Source organism: Dryocola boscaweniae (assembly GCF_025215095.1).
Taxonomy (GTDB): domain Bacteria; phylum Pseudomonadota; class Gammaproteobacteria; order Enterobacterales; family Enterobacteriaceae; genus Dryocola; species Dryocola boscaweniae.
In genome coordinates this window covers 57,228-74,358 of the sequence record NZ_JALHAP010000070.1, presented here as the reverse complement: position 1 = coordinate 74,358, position 17,131 = coordinate 57,228, and the positions used below count along the sequence as shown (strand labels likewise).

Genomic DNA, 17,131 nt, shown 5'->3' with positions numbered 1-17,131 from the left:
TTCGATTCATTCCCCTCTCGCAGGAGAGGGCAATGAAGGTTTACTTAGCGTCGTCCGGTAAAGCGTAAGCGACAATGTAATCGCCCATGGTTGTACCGAAGGAGCCGTGGCCGCCCGCGGAAATCACAACGTACTGTTTACCGTTTACTTCATAAGTCATCGGCGTTGCCTGGCCACCGGCTGGCAGACGCGCTTCCCACAGTTTTTCACCGTTGCTCATGTTATACGCGCGCAGGTAATTGTCTGCGGTCGCGCCAATGAACAGGATGTTGCCCGCTGTAGAGATTGGGCCGCCCAGCATTGGCATCCCCATTTTGAACGGCAGCGGAAGCGGTGAGCTGTCGCGCACGGTCCCGATACGTTTTTTCCACACCACTTCGTTGGTTTTCAGATCCACCGCAGAGATGTAGCCCCACGCCGGTTGCTTACAGGGTAAGCCGAACGGAGAGAGGAACGGGTTAAGCGTTACGCCATACGGCACGCCGTACTGCGGCTGAATACCTACCTCAGAACCGGTACCTTGTCCCGCTTCAGGCGGCTCCATCGGGTTGCCTGGGCCACGCGGCATCAGTTTAGAGACAAACGGCAGCGCCATCGGGTTAGCAATCGCAACCTGGCGATTAGGATCGACAGAAATGCCGCCCCATTCGAACATCCCCAGGTTGCCCGGGAATACCAGCGTGCCTTGCTCAGATGGCGGGGTGAAAATGCCTTCATAACGCAGCTTATGGAAGATAATGCGGCAGACCATCTGATCGTAGATCGTCGCGCCCCACATATCCGCACCGCTCAAATCTTTCTTCGGACGGAAGCTCAGATCGGAGAACGGTTGGGTAGGCGTAACGTAGTCGCCTTTCGCCGCGCCCTGTGGAACCGGTTTTTCCGGAGCTGGAACAACCAGCTTGCCGTCACGACGATCCAGCACAAAGATATTGCCGGTTTTCGCCGGTGCGTAGATTACCGGAACGGTATTGCCGTTCTTATCGGTGATATCCGCAAGCGTTGGCTGAGATGGCATGTCCATGTCCCACAGATCGTGGTGCACGGTTTGATAAGACCACGCCAGTTTCCCGGTTGTTGCGTTTAACGCCAGAATGCTGCTGGCATAACGCTCCTGCTCCGGCGTGCGGTTGCCGCCCCAGATATCCGGAGTGGTCACGCCCATCGGCAGATACACCAGATCCAGTTTGGCATCGTAAGCTGCCGGCGCCCAGGAGTTAGGTGAGTTGATGGTGAAATGATGTTCATCGCCCGGAATCGCATTCGGGTCTTTAGCGCCCGGATCGAATGCCCACAGCAGTTTGCCGCTGTTCACGTCAAATCCACGAATCACGCCAGACGGCTCGCGAGTGGAGTAGTTATCCGTTACCGCACCCGCAATGACAATCACTTTATCAGTGATGACTGGCGGTGAAGTCGGTTCATACATGCCAGGCGTCGTTACCGGCATATTAGTTTGCAGGTTCAGAATACCTTTGTTGGCAAAGCTTTCGCATAGCTGGCCGTTATCAGCATTCACTGCAAACAGGCGGCCATCGTTCACCGGAAGGATGATGCGACGCGGACAGTCTGAAACAACGTCCGGGCTGGCGTTATCCGCTGTGGCTTCATGATAAGAAACACCACGGCAGGTTACGTGCTGGAACGAAGGATTGGTATCCAGACGCGGATCAAATTTCCATTTCTGCTTACCCGTTGCGGCATCCAGCGCGAAAAGCTGCTGGTGTGCGGTACACAGGTAAAGCGTGTCGCGGATTTTAATCGGGGTAACTTCGTTGGTGACTTCGCCCGGATCGGTTGGGCGCTTCACATCGCCAGTCTGGAACGACCAGGCTTCTTTTAGTTGGCCAACGTTTTTATCGTTAATCTGCTTCAAAGGAGAGTAGCGCTGGCCTTCCTGATTGCGTCCATAAGCAGGCCAGTCTGCATCAGGAATAGTGGAAGCTGGCGCGGCAGAAGCGGTTGCATCTGCGCTGAGCGTGCCGTTAATTTCCTGCGGATCGTTAAATACCGCCCAGATTAGCGCCACAACGGTGACGGCCAGAACGGCGCCTAAGGCCGGTGCGGCACCCGCGGCAGGCAAGATGAACTGACGATAGACAAAGGGCAACAGCAGCCACACGCCAAAGAAGAACAGAACGTCTAAACGTGGTGTAAGTGCCCAAAAATCGAAACCGACCTCCCAGACGGACCAGGCCAGAGTGCAAAGCAGTAATGCGGCATAAATCCACAGCGCCAATGCCTTGCGTTGCCAAAGTAACCATGCGGTGACAAGCATCACCACCCCTGCAATTGGGTAGTACCAGGACCCGCCAATTGCCGCTAACCATATCCCGCCAATAAGTAAATACAGCCCGGTAAGCACCGCAAACAGGGCTGATAAGATCGCGAGGACACGCGATCCAGAGTTATTTATTTTCACAATTATCACGCTCTTAAAAGTTTGATAGCAATTAATTATAGGTATTAACATGTGTGACTTACATCACATAAATGGCTTTTTTACTGAAAGCGCATACGATTGGGATTTGCTGTTATACTGCTGGCCTGAATATTTTGTGCTGGCGAAAGGTTAACCAGCATTAAATGATTTGTTTTTAAATCATATGGTTATAGATATGAAACATACTGTAGAAGTGATGATCCCGGAAGCGGAAATCAAAGCCCGTATCGCAGAACTTGGCCGCCTGATAAGCGAACATTATCGTGACAGCGGCAGCGATATGGTGCTGGTGGGGCTACTGCGCGGCTCGTTTATGTTCATGGCAGACCTGTGCCGCGAAGTACAGGTGCCCCATGAAGTCGATTTCATGACCGCCTCCAGCTACGGCAGCGGCATGTCCACGACCCGAGATGTAAAAATCCTCAAGGATCTTGACGAAGATATCCGTGGCAAAGACGTGCTGATCGTTGAAGACATCATCGATTCCGGCAACACGTTAAGCAAAGTGCGTGAAATCCTCCGCCTGCGCGAACCAAAATCCCTGGCTATCTGTACGCTGTTGGATAAACCAGAACGCCGTGAAGTAGACGTCAACGTTGAGTGGGTTGGCTTCTCCATCCCTGACGAATTCGTGGTGGGTTACGGTATTGATTATGCTCAGCGCTATCGCCATTTGCCGTACGTCGGCAAAGTGGTGCTGCTGGACGAATAGTTGAGCCAACTACGACGCAGATAAACGAAAGGGCCTTTAAGGCCCTTTTTGCTATCTGCCTTACTGGGAAGGCGATCTATTCTTATGGCTACTGTGAGAGAGCTTCAGGTTTGAAATTCCGCTGCGGTAACCCTGCTCAAGCGACTCGCGGCTGGTTGCGGTCACTTCCAGATCGCGCAGGCGGCCATCGTGGATACCATAAGCCCAACCGTGAATAGTGACTTTCTGCCCGCGTTTCCAGGCGGATTGCATAATCGTTGAGTGGCCCAGGTTATACACCTGCTCCATAACATTCAGTTCACATAAGGTATCAAGGCGTTGTTCTTGCGGGAGTTCTCCCAGCAGCGAGCTATGCTTGAACCAGATATCGCGAATGTGCAGCAGCCAGTTGTTGATAAGTCCTAAATCCGGATTTTCAACCGCCGCCTGTACGCCGCCGCATCCGTAGTGCCCACAAATAATAATGTGTTCAACTTCAAGGACGTCCACCGCGTATTGCACGACAGAAAGGCAGTTTAAGTCGGTATGGATAACCAGATTCGCCACGTTACGGTGAACAAACAGCTCGCCGGGTTCAAGGCCGGTCAGACGTTCAGCCGGTACGCGGCTATCTGAGCAGCCAATCCACAGAAAACGGGGTTTCTGAGCCAAAGCCAGGCGTTCAAAAAAGCCCGGGTCTTCATCCTCCATCAGTTTCGACCAGACCTGGTTATTGCTGATGAGGGTATCTATATCTTTCATGGAGGTTAACAACCTGTAACCGAATAAGTGCGTTGAGGTAATATAGGGCAACTCGATAAATTTTAAAACTGCTTAACAAATTTGCATCGTGAAAGGTAACCCCAAACAATGACCATTGCATTAGAACTATCTAAGCTCACGAAAACCTATCCCGGCGGCGTACAGGCGCTGCGCGGCATAGATCTTCGCGTTGAGGCGGGGGATTTTTACGCCTTGCTTGGCCCGAACGGCGCGGGCAAATCCACCACCATCGGTATCATCAGCTCGCTGGTAAATAAAACCTCGGGCCGCGTGCGCGTGTTTGGTTACGACCTGCAAAAAGACGTGGTGAATGCAAAACGTCAACTTGGGCTGGTACCACAGGAGTTTAACTTCAACCCGTTTGAGACGGTGCAACAGATCGTTGTGCATCAGGCTGGCTATTACGGCGTTGAGCGCGGCGAAGCGATAGCTCGCAGCGAAAAGTACTTAAAACAGCTCGATCTCTGGGAAAAACGCAACGAACGTGCGCGCATGTTATCAGGCGGCATGAAGCGCCGTTTGATGATCGCTCGTGCGTTGATGCATGAGCCTAAGCTGTTGATTCTTGATGAGCCAACCGCCGGCGTCGATATTGAGCTTCGTCGTTCCATGTGGGGCTTCTTAAAAGATCTGAACGACAAAGGCACGACCATTATTCTGACCACCCACTACCTGGAAGAAGCCGAAATGCTCTGCCGCAATATCGGCATTATTCAAAGCGGCGAACTGGTGGAAAACACCTCAATGAAATCGCTGCTTTCCAAGCTCAAGTCTGAAACCTTTATTCTCGATCTGGCGCCAAAAAGCCCGCTGCCGAAGCTCGACGGTTATCAATATCGTCTGGTCGATACCTCAACGCTTGAAGTGGAAGTGCTGCGCGAGCAGGGCATCAACAGCGTTTTCAGCCAGCTCAGCGCGCAGGGAATTCAGGTATTAAGTATGCGTAACAAAGCCAACCGTCTGGAAGAGCTGTTCGTCACGCTGGTAAACAAAAAAGGAGACCACGCATGATGCATCTTTACTGGGTGGCGTTAAAAAGTATCTGGACCAAAGAGATCCACCGCTTCACCCGTATCTGGATTCAGACGCTGGTGCCGCCCGTCATCACCATGACGCTCTATTTTATTATCTTCGGCAACCTGATTGGCTCACGCATCGGCGAAATGCATGGCTTTACCTATATGCAATTTATCGTGCCGGGTCTCATCATGATGGCGGTTATCACTAACGCTTATGCGAATGTAGCCTCGTCGTTCTTCAGCGCGAAGTTCCAGCGCAACATCGAGGAGCTGTTGGTGGCCCCGGTGCCTACGCATGTGATCATCGCCGGCTATGTGGGCGGCGGCGTGACGCGCGGCCTGTGCGTTGGCGTGCTGGTGACGGCGATTTCTCTGTTCTTCGTGCCGTTCCAGGTCCACTCATGGTTATTTGTGGCATTAACGCTGGTCCTGACCGCGGTTTTATTCTCGCTTGCGGGATTACTGAACGCCGTATTTGCCAAAACGTTTGACGATATCAGCCTGATCCCAACGTTCGTGCTGACGCCGTTGACCTATCTGGGCGGCGTGTTTTACTCGCTGACTCTGTTGCCCCCATTCTGGCGGGCGCTGTCGCATCTGAACCCCATTGTCTACATGATAAGCGGCTTCCGCTTTGGTTTCCTTGGCATTAGCGATGTTCCGTTACTTTTCACCGTGGTGGTGCTGGTAGCCTTTATCGCTGCGTTTTATCTGCTGTGCTGGTATCTGATTCAGCGTGGTCGCGGTCTGCGTAGCTAACCGTTCAGGCTTCCCCCGCGGGGGAAGCCGCTTAAGCGTTTTCCGAACGGAGATTGACTGACGTCACACCGCCTGAAATCCATTCTGTCACACTAGCGTTTCGCTCACAGGAGACGCGATATGTTGGGATGGGTGATCGCAGGTCATGACTATTTTGCACAGGATATGCTGGAGGTGATTGAAGAACGCTTTGGCCCCCAGCCGCAGTGCTATGCCGTCAATTTCTGGCAAGGGCTCAGCACCAATATGCTCAGCCGCATGCTGTGCGATGCGCTCTACAAATGTGATTCCGGAGACGGCGTCATCTTTCTGACTGATAAAACGGGCGCGGCTCCCTACCGCACAGCCGCGCAGTTAAGCCATAAGCACTCCCATTGCGAAGTCATTTCCGGCGTTACGCTACCGCTGCTTTTTGCTATGCGTGCTCACCGCGAGACGCTCTCAAGCGATGCTTTCCGCCAGCTTATCGTTGAGCAGGGTGGAAAAGACGTTACTAGTCTCTGGCATCAGCAGCAGAAAAATCCGCCTTTTGTTTTACTGCATCATTATTGATTTGAAAGATTGGTATCAGGCGGCTTTTTGCTAGAATAAGCGCTTCCTTCCCGTCGTTGTGCAAAAACAAACCCTTTATGTTAACTCGCTTTATTTTCTGCCTGCTGGCGCTGTGTTGCGCAGGTTACGCTGGCGCCAGCCTGCTCAGCAGCCATGCAATCCCCGCGCAGTATATGCAAACCACTGAGGATGCCGATATCTGGGCGCAGGTGGGGGATAAAGTCATTTCGGTTGGTACGGTGCAGGAAGGGCAAATCCTTGCCGTGGTGCCGACGGCCGCGGACTACTACGAATTTCGTTTTGGTTTTGGCACCGGTTTTATCGACAAAGCGCATCTCGGCCCGGTGGCGGGTAAACAGCGTGTCGAAGACCGCCTGGGCGATTTAAACAAGCCGTTGAGCAATCAGAACCTTGTCACCTTTCGCGATGTGCAGGTGTATAACGCCCCGAGCAGCGGCAGCGCGCCTTTTGGCACGCTTGCAGAAAACCTGCGTTATCCCGTTATTGCTCGCCTGAAAGACCGCCTGAACCAGACCTGGTTTCAGATCCGCATCGGCAACCGTCTGGGCTATGTGAGCAGCCTGGATGCGCAGCAGGATAACGGCATTCCGGTGCTGACTTACCATCACATCCTGCGGGATGAAGAAAACACGCGTTTCCGTCATACCTCAACAACCACTTCCGTGGTGGCCTTCAGCAACCAGATGACCTGGCTGCGCGACAGGGGTTACACCACGCTGTCTATGTATCAGCTCGAAGGCTATGTGCGCAATCGCATGAATCTGCCTGCGCGTTCGGTGGTTATTACGTTTGATGACGGCCTGAAATCGGTTTATCGCTACGCTTATCCGATTCTCAAAAAGTATGGCTTTAAAGCCACCTCGTTTATTATCTCGTCACGCATTAAGCGCCATCCGCAGCAGTGGAATCCGAAAGCATTGCAGTTTATGAGCCTTTCGGAGCTGCAGGCCAGCCAGGATGTATTTGACGTGCAGTCCCATACCCACTTCCTGCACCGCATTGACGGCTACCGTCGCCCAATCTTGCTAAGCCGCAGCTACCACAACGTTCTGTTCGATTTTGAACATTCCAGGCGTGCGCTGGCGCAGTTTAATCCGCACGTGCTGTACCTGTCATATCCATTCGGCGGCTATGACGACAAAGCGGTAAAGGCGGCGAATGACGCGGGATTCCATATGGCGGTGACAACGGTCAGAGGAAAGGTGAAGCCGGGGGATAATCCGTTTTTGCTAAAACGGCTTTATATCTTACGTACGGATTCGTTGGAAACGATGTCGAGGCTGATAACGAACCAGCCGGAGTCCTGAGGTAAAAAAATACCCGCATCTGCGGGTATTTTTTATTTAGCTGATTAAGCCACCTGAACCGGCACGGCTTTCGCCAGACGCTTCATCTCATTATCGCCGTCAAAATAGGCGACTTTCGGCTGCCAGCTACGGGCCTGCTCGTCCGGCATCGTCACGTAGGAGGCGATAATCAGAATGTCGCCCACGTCGGCGCAGTGCGCAGCCGCACCGTTGACGGAGATAATTTTAGAACCGCGCTCGCCGGCGATAGCGTAAGTTGAGAAACGCTTGCCGTTGGTCACGTTGTAAATGTCGATGGCTTCATATTCCAGAATGCCTGCCGCCTCCAGGAAGTCCTGATCGATGGCGCAGGAGCCTTCGTAGTGCAAGTCCGCCTGGGTCACTTTCACGCGGTGTAACTTGCCTTGCAGCATGGTGCGAATCATAAAATTAAACCTTTGTGTCTGGGTTTAAACCGGATCGAGTTTCATCGATCTCATGAATATATTGGCGCAGTATTGCCCGTTTTAAAGGGGCTGTCTACTGCGCTAAATCAACCTGAATGTTATCAATCAGACGCGCCTGGCCAAGCCATGCGGCCATCAGAATCACCGCGCGTTTGCTTTGGGCGCTCAGCTCCAGAAGCGTGTCCGCATCACGAATTTGCAGGTCGTCAGAGCGGAAGCCTTTTTCATTCAGCTCGGCTGCCGCAAGCGCCAGCATTTCTTCCGTATCGCGTTCACCCGCGCGCAGTTTATCGGCCAGCGAATTCATCACTTTGGACAGGCCCGGGGCGATTTTGCGCTGATCGGCGCCCAGATAACCATTGCGGGAACTCAGCGCCAGGCCATCTTTTGCACGCACCGTCGGCACGCCGATTATCTCAATGTCGTAGCCCATATCGGCAACCATTTTGCGAATAAGCGCCAGTTGCTGGTAGTCCTTCTCGCCAAAGCAGGCGACATCGGGCTGAACCAGATTAAACAGCTTGCTGACGATAGTGGATACGCCGCGGAAATGTCCCGGACGGCTCGCGCCTTCAAGGATGGTAGAAATCCCCGGTACATCGACAAAAGTTTGCGTATCCAGCCCTTTCGGGTAGATATCGGACGGGGCAGGAGCGAACACCAAATCGACTTTACGGCGATTCAGTTTCTCGCAGTCTTCCTGCAAAGTGCGCGGATAACGAGCCAGATCGTCCGGGCGGTCGAACTGCATCGGGTTGACAAAAATGCTCACCACCACGACATCGGCCGCGGCTTTCGCTTCTTCGACCAGCGTCATATGCCCGTCGTGCAAATTGCCCATGGTCGGCACCAGGGCAATGCGTTTACCTTCCTGGCGCCAGCGGCGAATTTGCAGGCGGAGCTGCGGTAACGTTTCGATAATCAACACAACTTTTCTCCTGTCAGTGGAAACTGTGTTCTTCGCCCGGATAGGCACCGGACTCAACTTCAGCAGCGTACTGGCGCACGGCAGCGCGCATGTCGCCTGCCTGGGCCAGGAAGTTTTTCGCAAATTTCGGGATATGTCCGCCGGTAATACCGAAGGCATCGTGCATCACCAGAATCTGGCCGTCAGTTACGTTGCCCGCCCCGATGCCAATCACCGGAATGCTCAGCGCCTCGGTAATGCGTTTAGCAAGCGTAACCGGCACGCACTCCAGCACTAATAGTTGAATACCAGCGGCTTCGAGCGCTACGGCATCGTCAAACAATGTTTGTGCGGCCGCTTCGTCGCGCCCCTGAACTTTGTAGCCGCCGAAGATGTTCACGGACTGCGGCGTTAAACCCAGGTGGCCGCAAACGGGTACGGCGCGCTCGGTAAGCATTTTGACGGTTTCAACCAGCCAGCGGCCGCCTTCGATTTTCACCATATTCGCCCCGGCGCGCATCACCTCTGCCGAGTTGGCAAAAGCCTGATCGGGGGTGGCATACGCCATGAACGGAAGGTCTGCAAGCAGCAGGCAATTTGGTGCGCCGCGGCGAACCGCACGCGTGTGGTAAGCGATATCATCTACGGTTACCGGCAGCGTGGAGTCATGCCCCTGAACGGTCATCCCTAATGAATCACCGACCAGCATCACACCGACACCTTCTTCGGCAAACAGTTTGGCGAAGCTGAAGTCATACGCGGTGATGGTGGCGAATTTACGTTGAGCCTGTTTCCATTGGCGCAACTGAGACATTGTGGTTGGTTTCATGGCAGTCCCTGGATTGGAATAGTGAGGGAGTGTAATTGATGGCTACTTTAACAAAGGAATGGGTTCGGCGTTACCAGTAAGTAATGCCCGCGCGGGAAAGCTTTTCCAGCGCATCGGCGACGCGCAGACCATCCGGGAAGGCGCATTCGGGCGCGATTTCCACCAGCGGCACCAGCATAAATGCCCGGTTTTTCATATCGTAATGAGGCACGGTCAGGCGCGGAGTGGAAAGAATTAAGTCGCCAAACAGCATGATGTCGAGATCAAGCGTGCGCGGCCCCCAACGCTCTGCTTTGCGCACGCGGCCTTGCTCAAGCTCAATGCGCTGAGTATGGTCAAGCAGTGCTTCAGGGGACAGGTCTGTTTCCAGCGCCACTGCGGCATTCAGGTAATCCGGCTGATCCTGCGGGCCGAGCGGGGGAGTGCGATAAAAAGAAGACGTGGCGACCACCCGACTTTGCGGAATGGCCGCTATGGCGTTAAGCGCTGAGGCTACCTGCTCCAGCGGTGACGCCTGATTGCTGCCCAGCGCGATATACGCCAGCGTCATGCAGCTCCTCCGCTGCGCGGCGCACGTTTGCGCGGACGGCGGTGGCGACGACGCGCTGCGGGTTCATCACCCAAATCATTGAGCATATCTTTCTGGGCCGGCGGCGCGGCTACCTGGAACTCGCCCCACCATTTGGTCAGGCGCAGCAGCTCCTGGTTGTTTTCCACTTCGGCGCGTAAGGCCAGCAGATCGTACGCGGCACGGAATTTAGGGTGCTCCATCAGCTTCCAGGCGCGTTTTCCCTGACGACGCGACAGACGCAGTTGCAGGCTCCAGATATCGCGTACAAGCGTAGTAATGCGTTTCGGAATCGCCAGCGCACGGCAGGCTTCATCCAGCACTTCGTTCATCGCCAGGGCGAACGCGTCCATATAAGCGAGGCCGCTTTCCTGGGTGAGTTTCTGTGCCATCTCAAGCTGTGGATACCAGAACATGGCGGAGAACAGGAACGCCGGATTAACGCGCATATCATTCTGAATGCGGTTATCGGTGTTCTTCAGCACTTGAGCAATCATGTGCTCCATCGGGCTGTCGCCCTGTTCGGTAAAGTACCGGGTGATAATCGGGAATAGCGGCTGGAATAGCTGATATTCGCGCAGCAGTTCGTAGGTGGCGTAGCCGTGGCCCGCCTGAAGCAGCTTCAGGGACTCTTCGAACAGGCGCGCAGGCGGCACGTCGTTAATCAGCGTAGCGAGGCGCGGAATGGGGTCGCCGGTTTCCGGGCTGATAGTCATATTCAGCTTGGCTGCAAAGCGGACCGCCCGCAGCATACGCACCGGGTCTTCACGGTAGCGCGTTTCCGGATCGCCAATCAGACGAATCACGCCGTTGCGCAAATCGCGCAGGCCGCCGACGTAATCGCGGACCGAAAAATCCGCCACGCTGTAATAGAGGCTGTTGATGGTGAAGTCGCGGCGCTGGGCGTCTTCTTCGATGGAACCGAAGATGTTATCGCGCAGCAGCATGCCGTTTTGACCGGTTTGCGAGGTCTGACGATCGGCTTTTTGCTCTTCGTGGTGACCGCGGAAGGTGGCGACTTCGATGATTTCCGGCCCAAACATGACATGAGCCAGGCGGAAACGACGGCCTACCAGGCGGCAGTTGCGGAAGAGTTTACGCACCTGATCCGGCGTGGCGCTGGTTGTCACGTCAAAATCTTTCGGTTTTTTGCCAAGCAGAAGGTCACGGACGCCGCCGCCAACAAGGTATGCCTCGTAGCCTGCTTTATTCAGACGATAGAGCACCTTGAGGGCATTTTCACTGATATCTTTGCGGGAGATAGCGTGCTGGTCACGCGGAATGACCGTGATTTGCGGGAGATCTTCATTCTCCTCAGCCACGACATCATCGCGGTTAAGCACCTTGCGGCAAAAATTAGCGACTCGGGTAAAAATGGTCCACCTCGGCAGTGTCAATCATAGGGACAAAAAAAACAGCGGCTAATCATAGCTCAGTGTGGGGCATTTGAGAATGCCGTATTCATGGCTGCATTTAGCGGAATGTCTGCCAGCGCCCAATTTTCCACCGCTTCGCTTAGCAGACCTTCAAGCGTGAAGTCCTGCCAGTGGGCGATAACCGGCTGGTTTAAGAATGTTAAAGCGGCAACCAGAACCGGACGTGGATCGCCCTGCGGCAGGGCGGGGGCATGGTTTTGCTTGGATAATTTATTGCCCCGATCGTTTAGCGCTAAAGGCAGATGAACGTATTGCGGTACCCGCCAGCCAAATTGCCGGTACAGCGAAATTTGTCGCACGGTAGGTTCGATTAAATCGGCGCCGCGTACGATCTCCGTCACGCCCTGGTAATTATCATCAACGACTACGGCCAGGTTATAAGCAAACAGGCCATCTCGACGATGGATAATAAAGTCTTCCCGCGCAAGTTGTTCATCGGCTACCAGCTTGCCGCGCAGACGGTCTTCAAAACTTAATACCGGATGCTGCTGCGCCAGCCGCATCGCCGCATTTTCTGGCCCATGGTTTAACGTCCGGCAGTGCCCATCGTAGAAACCGCCGATCTGCTGAATGCGACTGCGGGTACAGGTGCAGTAATAACTTAAATCCTGCTGGCGAAGCCAGTTCAGCGCTTCCCGGTAGGCCTCATGTCGTTCAGATTGCCACAGAACTTCGCCATCCCAGTGCAGGCCGTAATGGTCAAGCTGACGCAAAATTGTTTCGGCGGCGCCCGGCACTTCGCGAGGAGGGTCGATATCTTCAATGCGGACCAGCCACCGGCCCTGATTTGCACGTGCCTGCAAATAGCTGCCAAGGGCGGCAATCAGCGAGCCGAAATGGAGCTCGCCGGAAGGCGAGGGGGCAAAACGCCCGATGTAGTGAGGAGCTTTCATGAGTCTACAAATAATTAAGGCGGGAGAGACTCCCGCCTTTGGAATGTTGTGAAATTGCGGGCCGTTTAGCCGGCCATTTGTTTTTCGCGAATTTCAGCCAACGTTTTGCAGTCGATACACAAATCAGCTGTCGGACGAGCTTCAAGACGACGAATACCAATCTCAACGCCGCAGGATTCGCAGTAGCCGAAATCTTCGTCTTCTACTTTCTTGAGCGTCTTCTCGATCTTCTTGATCAGTTTACGTTCGCGATCGCGGTTGCGCAGTTCCAGGCTGAACTCTTCTTCCTGAGCGGCACGGTCTACCGGGTCCGGGAAGTTAGCAGCTTCATCCTGCATGTGCGTGACGGTACGATCAACTTCATCCATAAGTTGGTTACGCCAGGCTTCAAGTATACGCCTGAAGTGCGACAGCTGGGCTTCGTTCATGTATTCTTCGCCCGCTTTCTCCTGGTATGGCTCCACCCCAGCGATGGCGAGGATACTCAGGGACGATGTTTTACGCTTTTGCCCTTCTTGCATGTTGCTTCTCCTTAACACGCACTATCGGTCCCCTGTTGGGGGAAAATCAGGCCGCTATAAATAGCAGATGCTTTTCAGGATGGCAATTATATAAATTCCTCTCTTGACAACCCTGTGAAGAAAAGCGTATTTACGCGAGCGGCCCGAACACAAAACATACAATACGTTAACTGCTCTTTATAAATGGAACGTTATAAACAGACAGGCAACGGCGAAGTTAGAGTCAGCCCGTTAGCAGAAAGTTCTGCCCGCCAGGCGATTATTTCTACCCCGCATTCCTGCGCCTCGCACAAAAGTTGCGCATATTTTGCGTCGATGTGGCGTGCCGGTGAGACACGAGTGATGGCGGAATGTAATACCGCGAACAGCAGCACTGCGCGCTCTCCATGCATAACCACGCTCATCAATTCCCGCAGATGCTTCTGCCCACGAAGGCTTACGGCATCCGGAAAAAAGCCGCTTCCCTGTTCGGATAACGTGACTGATTTCACTTCAATATAGCAGTTAACTTTGTTATCCGCCTGTAGCATAAAATCGATGCGGCTGCGTTCTGCGCCGTACTTTACTTCGCTCAGAATTTTTGTGTAACCGCTTAATTCCGGCAGCAGATTTTCCCTTAGCGCTTCCTTAACGACGTTATTTGCCTGCAGCGTATTTACACAAATAAAATCGCCGGTTTGCGTCTGCGTCAATTCCCAGGTATGGGCATATTTACGCTTTAAGTTTGCCGAAGTCGAATACCAGACGGTATCGCCAGGCGTTGCGCAACCGGTCATTGCTCCGGTATTTGGACAATGAAGCGTCAATAATTCGCCCGCTGGGGTGATGACATCGGCCAGAAAGCGCTTGTAGCGTTTAATCAGCGTGGCGGGTTGTAGCGCCGGGGTAAATTCCATCTACTCTTCCTTATTACTTAGTTTCCAGCGTTCCAGCGGCTGATAGCGGGTGCGTCCTTGCGCAAAAACGGACTCATAAAGCACAAATTCTTCAACTTTAAACTGCCAGCGAAAGTTGGGCTGCGGGATGGCGACGGACTGGGTCACGTTACGATACAGCGTCACATGCGGATGATACGGCTGTGGGCTCTGATAGCAGCCATTTCGTGCCGCCTGAGCGCGCAACATATTGGCAGGTTGAATCAGGCCGAGCGAGGCGTGGCGCGGTCCAAGCCAGACAACGCGTGAACGAACCCAAAGCCCGGCGTCATCAAGCGTTAACGTAAAACCAGGCTGCCGGATACGCCCGGCTAGCTGGCACAGCGCTTTTTGCTTTTCGATGCTCACGTCGCCAAGAAAAGCGAGCGTCAAATGCAGGTTCGCCGCCGCAACGGGCCGCCCTGCGTCAGCAGGAAAATTTTCGGCGCGCCATTGGACAATCTGCCGCTGTACTCCGGCGGGCATATCGAGGGCAAAGAACAGTCGGCGAGTGTCGGCCATAGTTGTCTCTCGGTTAAGATTTTGCGGGATGCTACAATGCGCGACTGCGTATGTTAACCCTTTGGAGCTGTTTGTGTCGTCATTACCGGTCGCTGCGGTGTTACCTGATGTTCTTAACGCGCTTAAACGCTCGCCGCAGGTGCTGCTTAACGCGCCTACCGGGGCGGGTAAATCCACCTGGCTTCCGCTGCAAATTCTTAAATCCGGCGTAATTAACGGGCGCATACTGCTGCTGGAACCGCGTCGTCTTGCGGCGCGTAACGTTGCCCAAAGGCTGGCAGAATTGCTGGGTGAAAAGACCGGAGAAACGGTTGGCTATCGGATGCGAGCCGAAACCTGCGTCGGACCGAATACGCGGCTTAAGGTGGTAACGGAGGGGATCTTAACCCGCATGATCCAGCAGGATCCGGAGCTTACCGGCACCGGGCTTGTGATCCTCGATGAATTTCATGAACGCAGCTTGCAGGCCGATCTGGCCCTGGCGCTGTTGCTGGATGTACAGCTTGGCCTGCGCGACGATCTTAAGCTGCTTATCATGTCGGCAACGCTTGATAATCAGCGCCTGCAGCGCAGCCTTCCTGACGCGCCGGTTATCAGCTCCGAAGGGCGCGCTTATCCGGTTGAACGTCGCTACTTACCGCTTGCCGCCCATCAGCGCTTCGATGAAGCCGTTGCCATTGCCGTGGCGAACCTGCTGCGCGAAGAACCCGGCTCGCTGCTTCTGTTTTTGCCGGGCGTAGGCGAAATTCAGCGCGTGCAGGAACAGCTTGTGGAGCGTGTCGCAAGGGATGTGCAGCTTTGTCCGTTATACGGCGCCTTATCGCTCAGCGAGCAGCGTAAAGCGATTCTCCCGGCGGTTCCCGGTACACGTAAGGTGGTGCTGGCGACTAACATTGCCGAGACGAGCCTCACGATTGAAGGCATTCGGCTGGTCGTTGACTGCGTGCTTGAGCGCGTGGCGCGTTTTGATGTGCGCTCCGGGCTGACGCGGCTGGTCACGCAGCGCGTTAGCCAGGCTTCCATGACCCAGCGCGCCGGACGTGCCGGGCGTCTTGAACCCGGCATTTGCCTGCATCTTACCAGCGCTGAGCAGGCGGAACGCGCAGCCGCGCAAAGCGAACCGGAAATCCTGCAAAGCGACCTTTCCGGCCTGTGGCTGGAGCTTTTACAGTGGGGCTGTCAGGACCCGAATCAACTGACCTGGCTGGATGCGCCGCCAGAGACGAATCTTGCCGCTGCGCAAACGCTTCTGCGGCAGCTAAACGCGCTGGATGAACAAAATCGCCTGACGCCGACAGGGCAAAAAATGGCGCAGCTCGGCAACGATCCGCGCTTTGCCGCCATGCTGGTTTCCGCTAAAAATGCACACGAACAGGCAACGGCTGCGCGTCTGGTCGCGATTCTGGAAGAGCCGCCGCGCGGGCAGGATAGCGATTTACGTAATGCATTTAGCCGCCGACAGGAAAACTGGCAGCAGCGCGCAAACCAGCTCCTTAAGCGCTTAAACAGCCGTGGCGGGCAGGTGGATATCGATTTAGCTGGCCCCTTGCTCGCAAAGGCGTTTGCCGATCGCATCGCCCGCAGACGCGGACAGGAAGGGCGCTACCAGTTGGCGAACGGCATGGGAGCGATGCTGAACCAGGACGATGCGTTAACCCGCTATGAATGGCTGTTAGCGCCGCTGCTTTTGCAGGGCAGCCAGACGCCGGATGCGCGTATGCTCCAGGCGCTGCCGCTGGATATTGACGCGTTGATTGCAAGCGTTCCGGGGCTGCTTACACAAAGTAATACCGTCGAATGGGACGAAGGGCAGGGAACGTTAAAAGCGTTCCGCCGAACGCAAATTGGCAAACTGGTGGTCAAGGTTCAGCCGCTGGCGAAGCCATCCGAAGAAGAGCTTCATCAGGCGATGCTAAACGGTATTCGCGAGCGCGGGCTGGGCTTGCTGAGCTGGTCGCCGCAGGCATTACAGCTAAGAATGCGTCTGTCCTGTGCCGCTAAATGGCTGCCGGAGCAAGAATGGCCTGAAGTGAGCGATGAAGCGCTGCTGCGTGATTTAGAAGACTGGCTGCTGCCGGAAATGAACGGCGTTCACTCGCTGCGCGCCTTGAAAAATATCGATCTCAGCCGGGCGATTCACAACTGGCTCGGTTGGTCGCAGCGTCAACGTCTGGATAGTGCGCTGCCAACTCATTACACTGTGCCGACCGGAAGCCAGATTGCTATTCGCTACGATGAAGATAATCCGCCAGTGCTGGCGGTGCGAATGCAGGAAATGTTTGGCGAAGCGCAAACCCCGGCCATTGCCGAGGGGCGCGTACCGTTAGTGCTTGAGTTGCTCTCTCCCGCGCAGCGTCCTTTACAGATTACGCGTGATTTAACGGCGTTCTGGAACGGGGCGTACCGGGAGGTGCAAAAAGAGATGAAAGGACGCTACCCGAAGCATGTCTGGCCGGACTCACCGGCTACAGCGCTGCCGACGCGGCGTACGAAAAAATATCAGTGACTTTGAGAGATTTC

17 protein-coding genes are annotated in these 17,131 nt (G+C 54.6%); 6 read left to right on the top strand and 11 right to left on the bottom strand.

The features are described 5' to 3' along the window. Nucleotides 1–40: 40 nt before the first annotated feature. Nucleotides 41–2,473 (bottom strand): glucose/quinate/shikimate family membrane-bound PQQ-dependent dehydrogenase, encoded by a 2,433-nt coding sequence (locus MUA00_RS03815; RefSeq protein WP_271121881.1) that lies wholly within the window; start codon nt 2,471–2,473, stop codon nt 41–43. A gap of 145 nt (nt 2,474–2,618) precedes the next feature. Between MUA00_RS03815 and hpt the strand changes: the two genes are divergently transcribed. Next, complete coding sequence (gene hpt, locus MUA00_RS03810; RefSeq protein WP_271121882.1) at nt 2,619–3,155, top strand: hypoxanthine phosphoribosyltransferase; 537 nt, start codon at nt 2,619–2,621, stop codon at nt 3,153–3,155. 60 nt (nt 3,156–3,215) lie between these two features. Here hpt and can read toward each other — a convergent pair whose 3' ends face one another. Further along, on the bottom strand, nt 3,216–3,896 hold the full coding sequence (gene can, locus MUA00_RS03805; protein WP_271121883.1) for a carbonate dehydratase: 681 nt from the start codon (nt 3,894–3,896) through the stop codon (nt 3,216–3,218). A gap of 108 nt (nt 3,897–4,004) precedes the next feature. Between can and MUA00_RS03800 the strand changes: the two genes are divergently transcribed. The 4 genes from MUA00_RS03800 (at nt 4,005) to MUA00_RS03785 (ending at nt 7,575) form a co-directional block, all read left to right on the top strand. Continuing rightward, on the top strand, nt 4,005–4,928 hold the full coding sequence (locus MUA00_RS03800; protein ID WP_271121884.1) for an ABC transporter ATP-binding protein: 924 nt from the start codon (nt 4,005–4,007) through the stop codon (nt 4,926–4,928). Next, nucleotides 4,925–5,695 (top strand): ABC transporter permease, encoded by a 771-nt coding sequence (locus MUA00_RS03795; RefSeq protein WP_271121885.1) that lies wholly within the window; start codon nt 4,925–4,927, stop codon nt 5,693–5,695. The genes MUA00_RS03800 and MUA00_RS03795 overlap by 4 nt, the downstream gene beginning before the upstream one ends. Before the next feature lie 120 nt (nt 5,696–5,815). Next, nucleotides 5,816–6,247, top strand: coding sequence for a PTS sugar transporter subunit IIA (locus MUA00_RS03790; RefSeq protein ID WP_271121886.1), 432 nt, complete (start codon nt 5,816–5,818; stop codon nt 6,245–6,247). 77 nt (nt 6,248–6,324) lie between these two features. Continuing rightward, nucleotides 6,325–7,575 carry a polysaccharide deacetylase family protein gene (locus MUA00_RS03785; protein ID WP_271121887.1) on the top strand — a complete coding sequence of 417 codons (1,251 nt, stop codon included), beginning with the start codon at nt 6,325–6,327 and terminating at the stop codon, nt 7,573–7,575. 44 nt (nt 7,576–7,619) lie between these two features. Here the strand turns inward: MUA00_RS03785 and panD are convergent, their stop codons facing one another. From panD to thpR, 9 genes are all read right to left on the bottom strand, one after another. Beyond that, the gene (gene panD / locus MUA00_RS03780; RefSeq protein ID WP_004387652.1) at nt 7,620–8,000 is read right to left on the bottom strand and encodes an aspartate 1-decarboxylase; all 381 of its coding nucleotides are present in this window, start codon (nt 7,998–8,000) and stop codon (nt 7,620–7,622) included. A gap of 94 nt (nt 8,001–8,094) precedes the next feature. Next, on the bottom strand, nt 8,095–8,949 hold the full coding sequence (gene panC / locus MUA00_RS03775; protein ID WP_271121888.1) for a pantoate--beta-alanine ligase: 855 nt from the start codon (nt 8,947–8,949) through the stop codon (nt 8,095–8,097). 13 nt (nt 8,950–8,962) lie between these two features. After that, a complete protein-coding gene (panB, locus tag MUA00_RS03770) occupies nt 8,963–9,757 on the bottom strand; it encodes a 3-methyl-2-oxobutanoate hydroxymethyltransferase (protein WP_271121889.1) in 795 nt (264 codons plus the stop codon). 70 nt (nt 9,758–9,827) lie between these two features. After that, nucleotides 9,828–10,307: a 2-amino-4-hydroxy-6-hydroxymethyldihydropteridine diphosphokinase gene (folK, locus tag MUA00_RS03765; protein ID WP_271121890.1), complete on the bottom strand. Its 480-nt coding sequence runs from the start codon at nt 10,305–10,307 to the stop codon at nt 9,828–9,830. Next, on the bottom strand, nt 10,304–11,701 hold the full coding sequence (pcnB, locus tag MUA00_RS03760) for a polynucleotide adenylyltransferase PcnB (protein WP_271121942.1): 1,398 nt from the start codon (nt 11,699–11,701) through the stop codon (nt 10,304–10,306). Before pcnB ends, folK begins: the two co-directional genes overlap by 4 nt. A 56-nt stretch (nt 11,702–11,757) precedes the next feature. Next, nucleotides 11,758–12,654: a tRNA glutamyl-Q(34) synthetase GluQRS gene (gene gluQRS / locus MUA00_RS03755; RefSeq protein WP_271121891.1), complete on the bottom strand. Its 897-nt coding sequence runs from the start codon at nt 12,652–12,654 to the stop codon at nt 11,758–11,760. 65 nt (nt 12,655–12,719) lie between these two features. Further along, nucleotides 12,720–13,175, bottom strand: coding sequence for an RNA polymerase-binding protein DksA (dksA, locus tag MUA00_RS03750; RefSeq protein ID WP_121266913.1), 456 nt, complete (start codon nt 13,173–13,175; stop codon nt 12,720–12,722). A 191-nt stretch (nt 13,176–13,366) separates the two neighbouring features. Further along, nucleotides 13,367–14,071: a DNA/RNA nuclease SfsA gene (gene sfsA, locus MUA00_RS03745; protein ID WP_271121892.1), complete on the bottom strand. Its 705-nt coding sequence runs from the start codon at nt 14,069–14,071 to the stop codon at nt 13,367–13,369. Continuing rightward, nucleotides 14,072–14,611 carry an RNA 2',3'-cyclic phosphodiesterase gene (gene thpR, locus MUA00_RS03740; RefSeq protein ID WP_271121893.1) on the bottom strand — a complete coding sequence of 180 codons (540 nt, stop codon included), beginning with the start codon at nt 14,609–14,611 and terminating at the stop codon, nt 14,072–14,074. A 73-nt stretch (nt 14,612–14,684) separates the two neighbouring features. Here thpR and hrpB point away from each other — a divergent pair, with 73 nt between their 5' ends. Then, a complete protein-coding gene (gene hrpB / locus MUA00_RS03735; protein ID WP_271121894.1) occupies nt 14,685–17,117 on the top strand; it encodes an ATP-dependent helicase HrpB in 2,433 nt (810 codons plus the stop codon). Nucleotides 17,118–17,131 lie beyond the last annotated feature (14 nt).

Coding starts and splice junctions, on each gene's coding strand:
- MUA00_RS03815 (WP_271121881.1), bottom strand. CDS start 2,473: ATGTTAATACCTATAATTAATTGCTATCAAACTTTTAAGAGCGTGATA.
- hpt (WP_271121882.1), top strand. CDS start 2,619: ATGAAACATACTGTAGAAGTGATGATCCCGGAAGCGGAAATCAAAGCC.
- can (WP_271121883.1), bottom strand. CDS start 3,896: ATGAAAGATATAGATACCCTCATCAGCAATAACCAGGTCTGGTCGAAA.
- MUA00_RS03800 (WP_271121884.1), top strand. CDS start 4,005: ATGACCATTGCATTAGAACTATCTAAGCTCACGAAAACCTATCCCGGC.
- MUA00_RS03795 (WP_271121885.1), top strand. CDS start 4,925: ATGATGCATCTTTACTGGGTGGCGTTAAAAAGTATCTGGACCAAAGAG.
- MUA00_RS03790 (WP_271121886.1), top strand. CDS start 5,816: ATGTTGGGATGGGTGATCGCAGGTCATGACTATTTTGCACAGGATATG.
- MUA00_RS03785 (WP_271121887.1), top strand. CDS start 6,325: ATGTTAACTCGCTTTATTTTCTGCCTGCTGGCGCTGTGTTGCGCAGGT.
- panD (WP_004387652.1), bottom strand. CDS start 8,000: ATGATTCGCACCATGCTGCAAGGCAAGTTACACCGCGTGAAAGTGACC.
- panB (WP_271121889.1), bottom strand. CDS start 9,757: ATGAAACCAACCACAATGTCTCAGTTGCGCCAATGGAAACAGGCTCAA.
- folK (WP_271121890.1), bottom strand. CDS start 10,307: ATGACGCTGGCGTATATCGCGCTGGGCAGCAATCAGGCGTCACCGCTG.
- gluQRS (WP_271121891.1), bottom strand. CDS start 12,654: ATGAAAGCTCCTCACTACATCGGGCGTTTTGCCCCCTCGCCTTCCGGC.
- dksA (WP_121266913.1), bottom strand. CDS start 13,175: ATGCAAGAAGGGCAAAAGCGTAAAACATCGTCCCTGAGTATCCTCGCC.
- sfsA (WP_271121892.1), bottom strand. CDS start 14,071: ATGGAATTTACCCCGGCGCTACAACCCGCCACGCTGATTAAACGCTAC.
- thpR (WP_271121893.1), bottom strand. CDS start 14,611: ATGGCCGACACTCGCCGACTGTTCTTTGCCCTCGATATGCCCGCCGGA.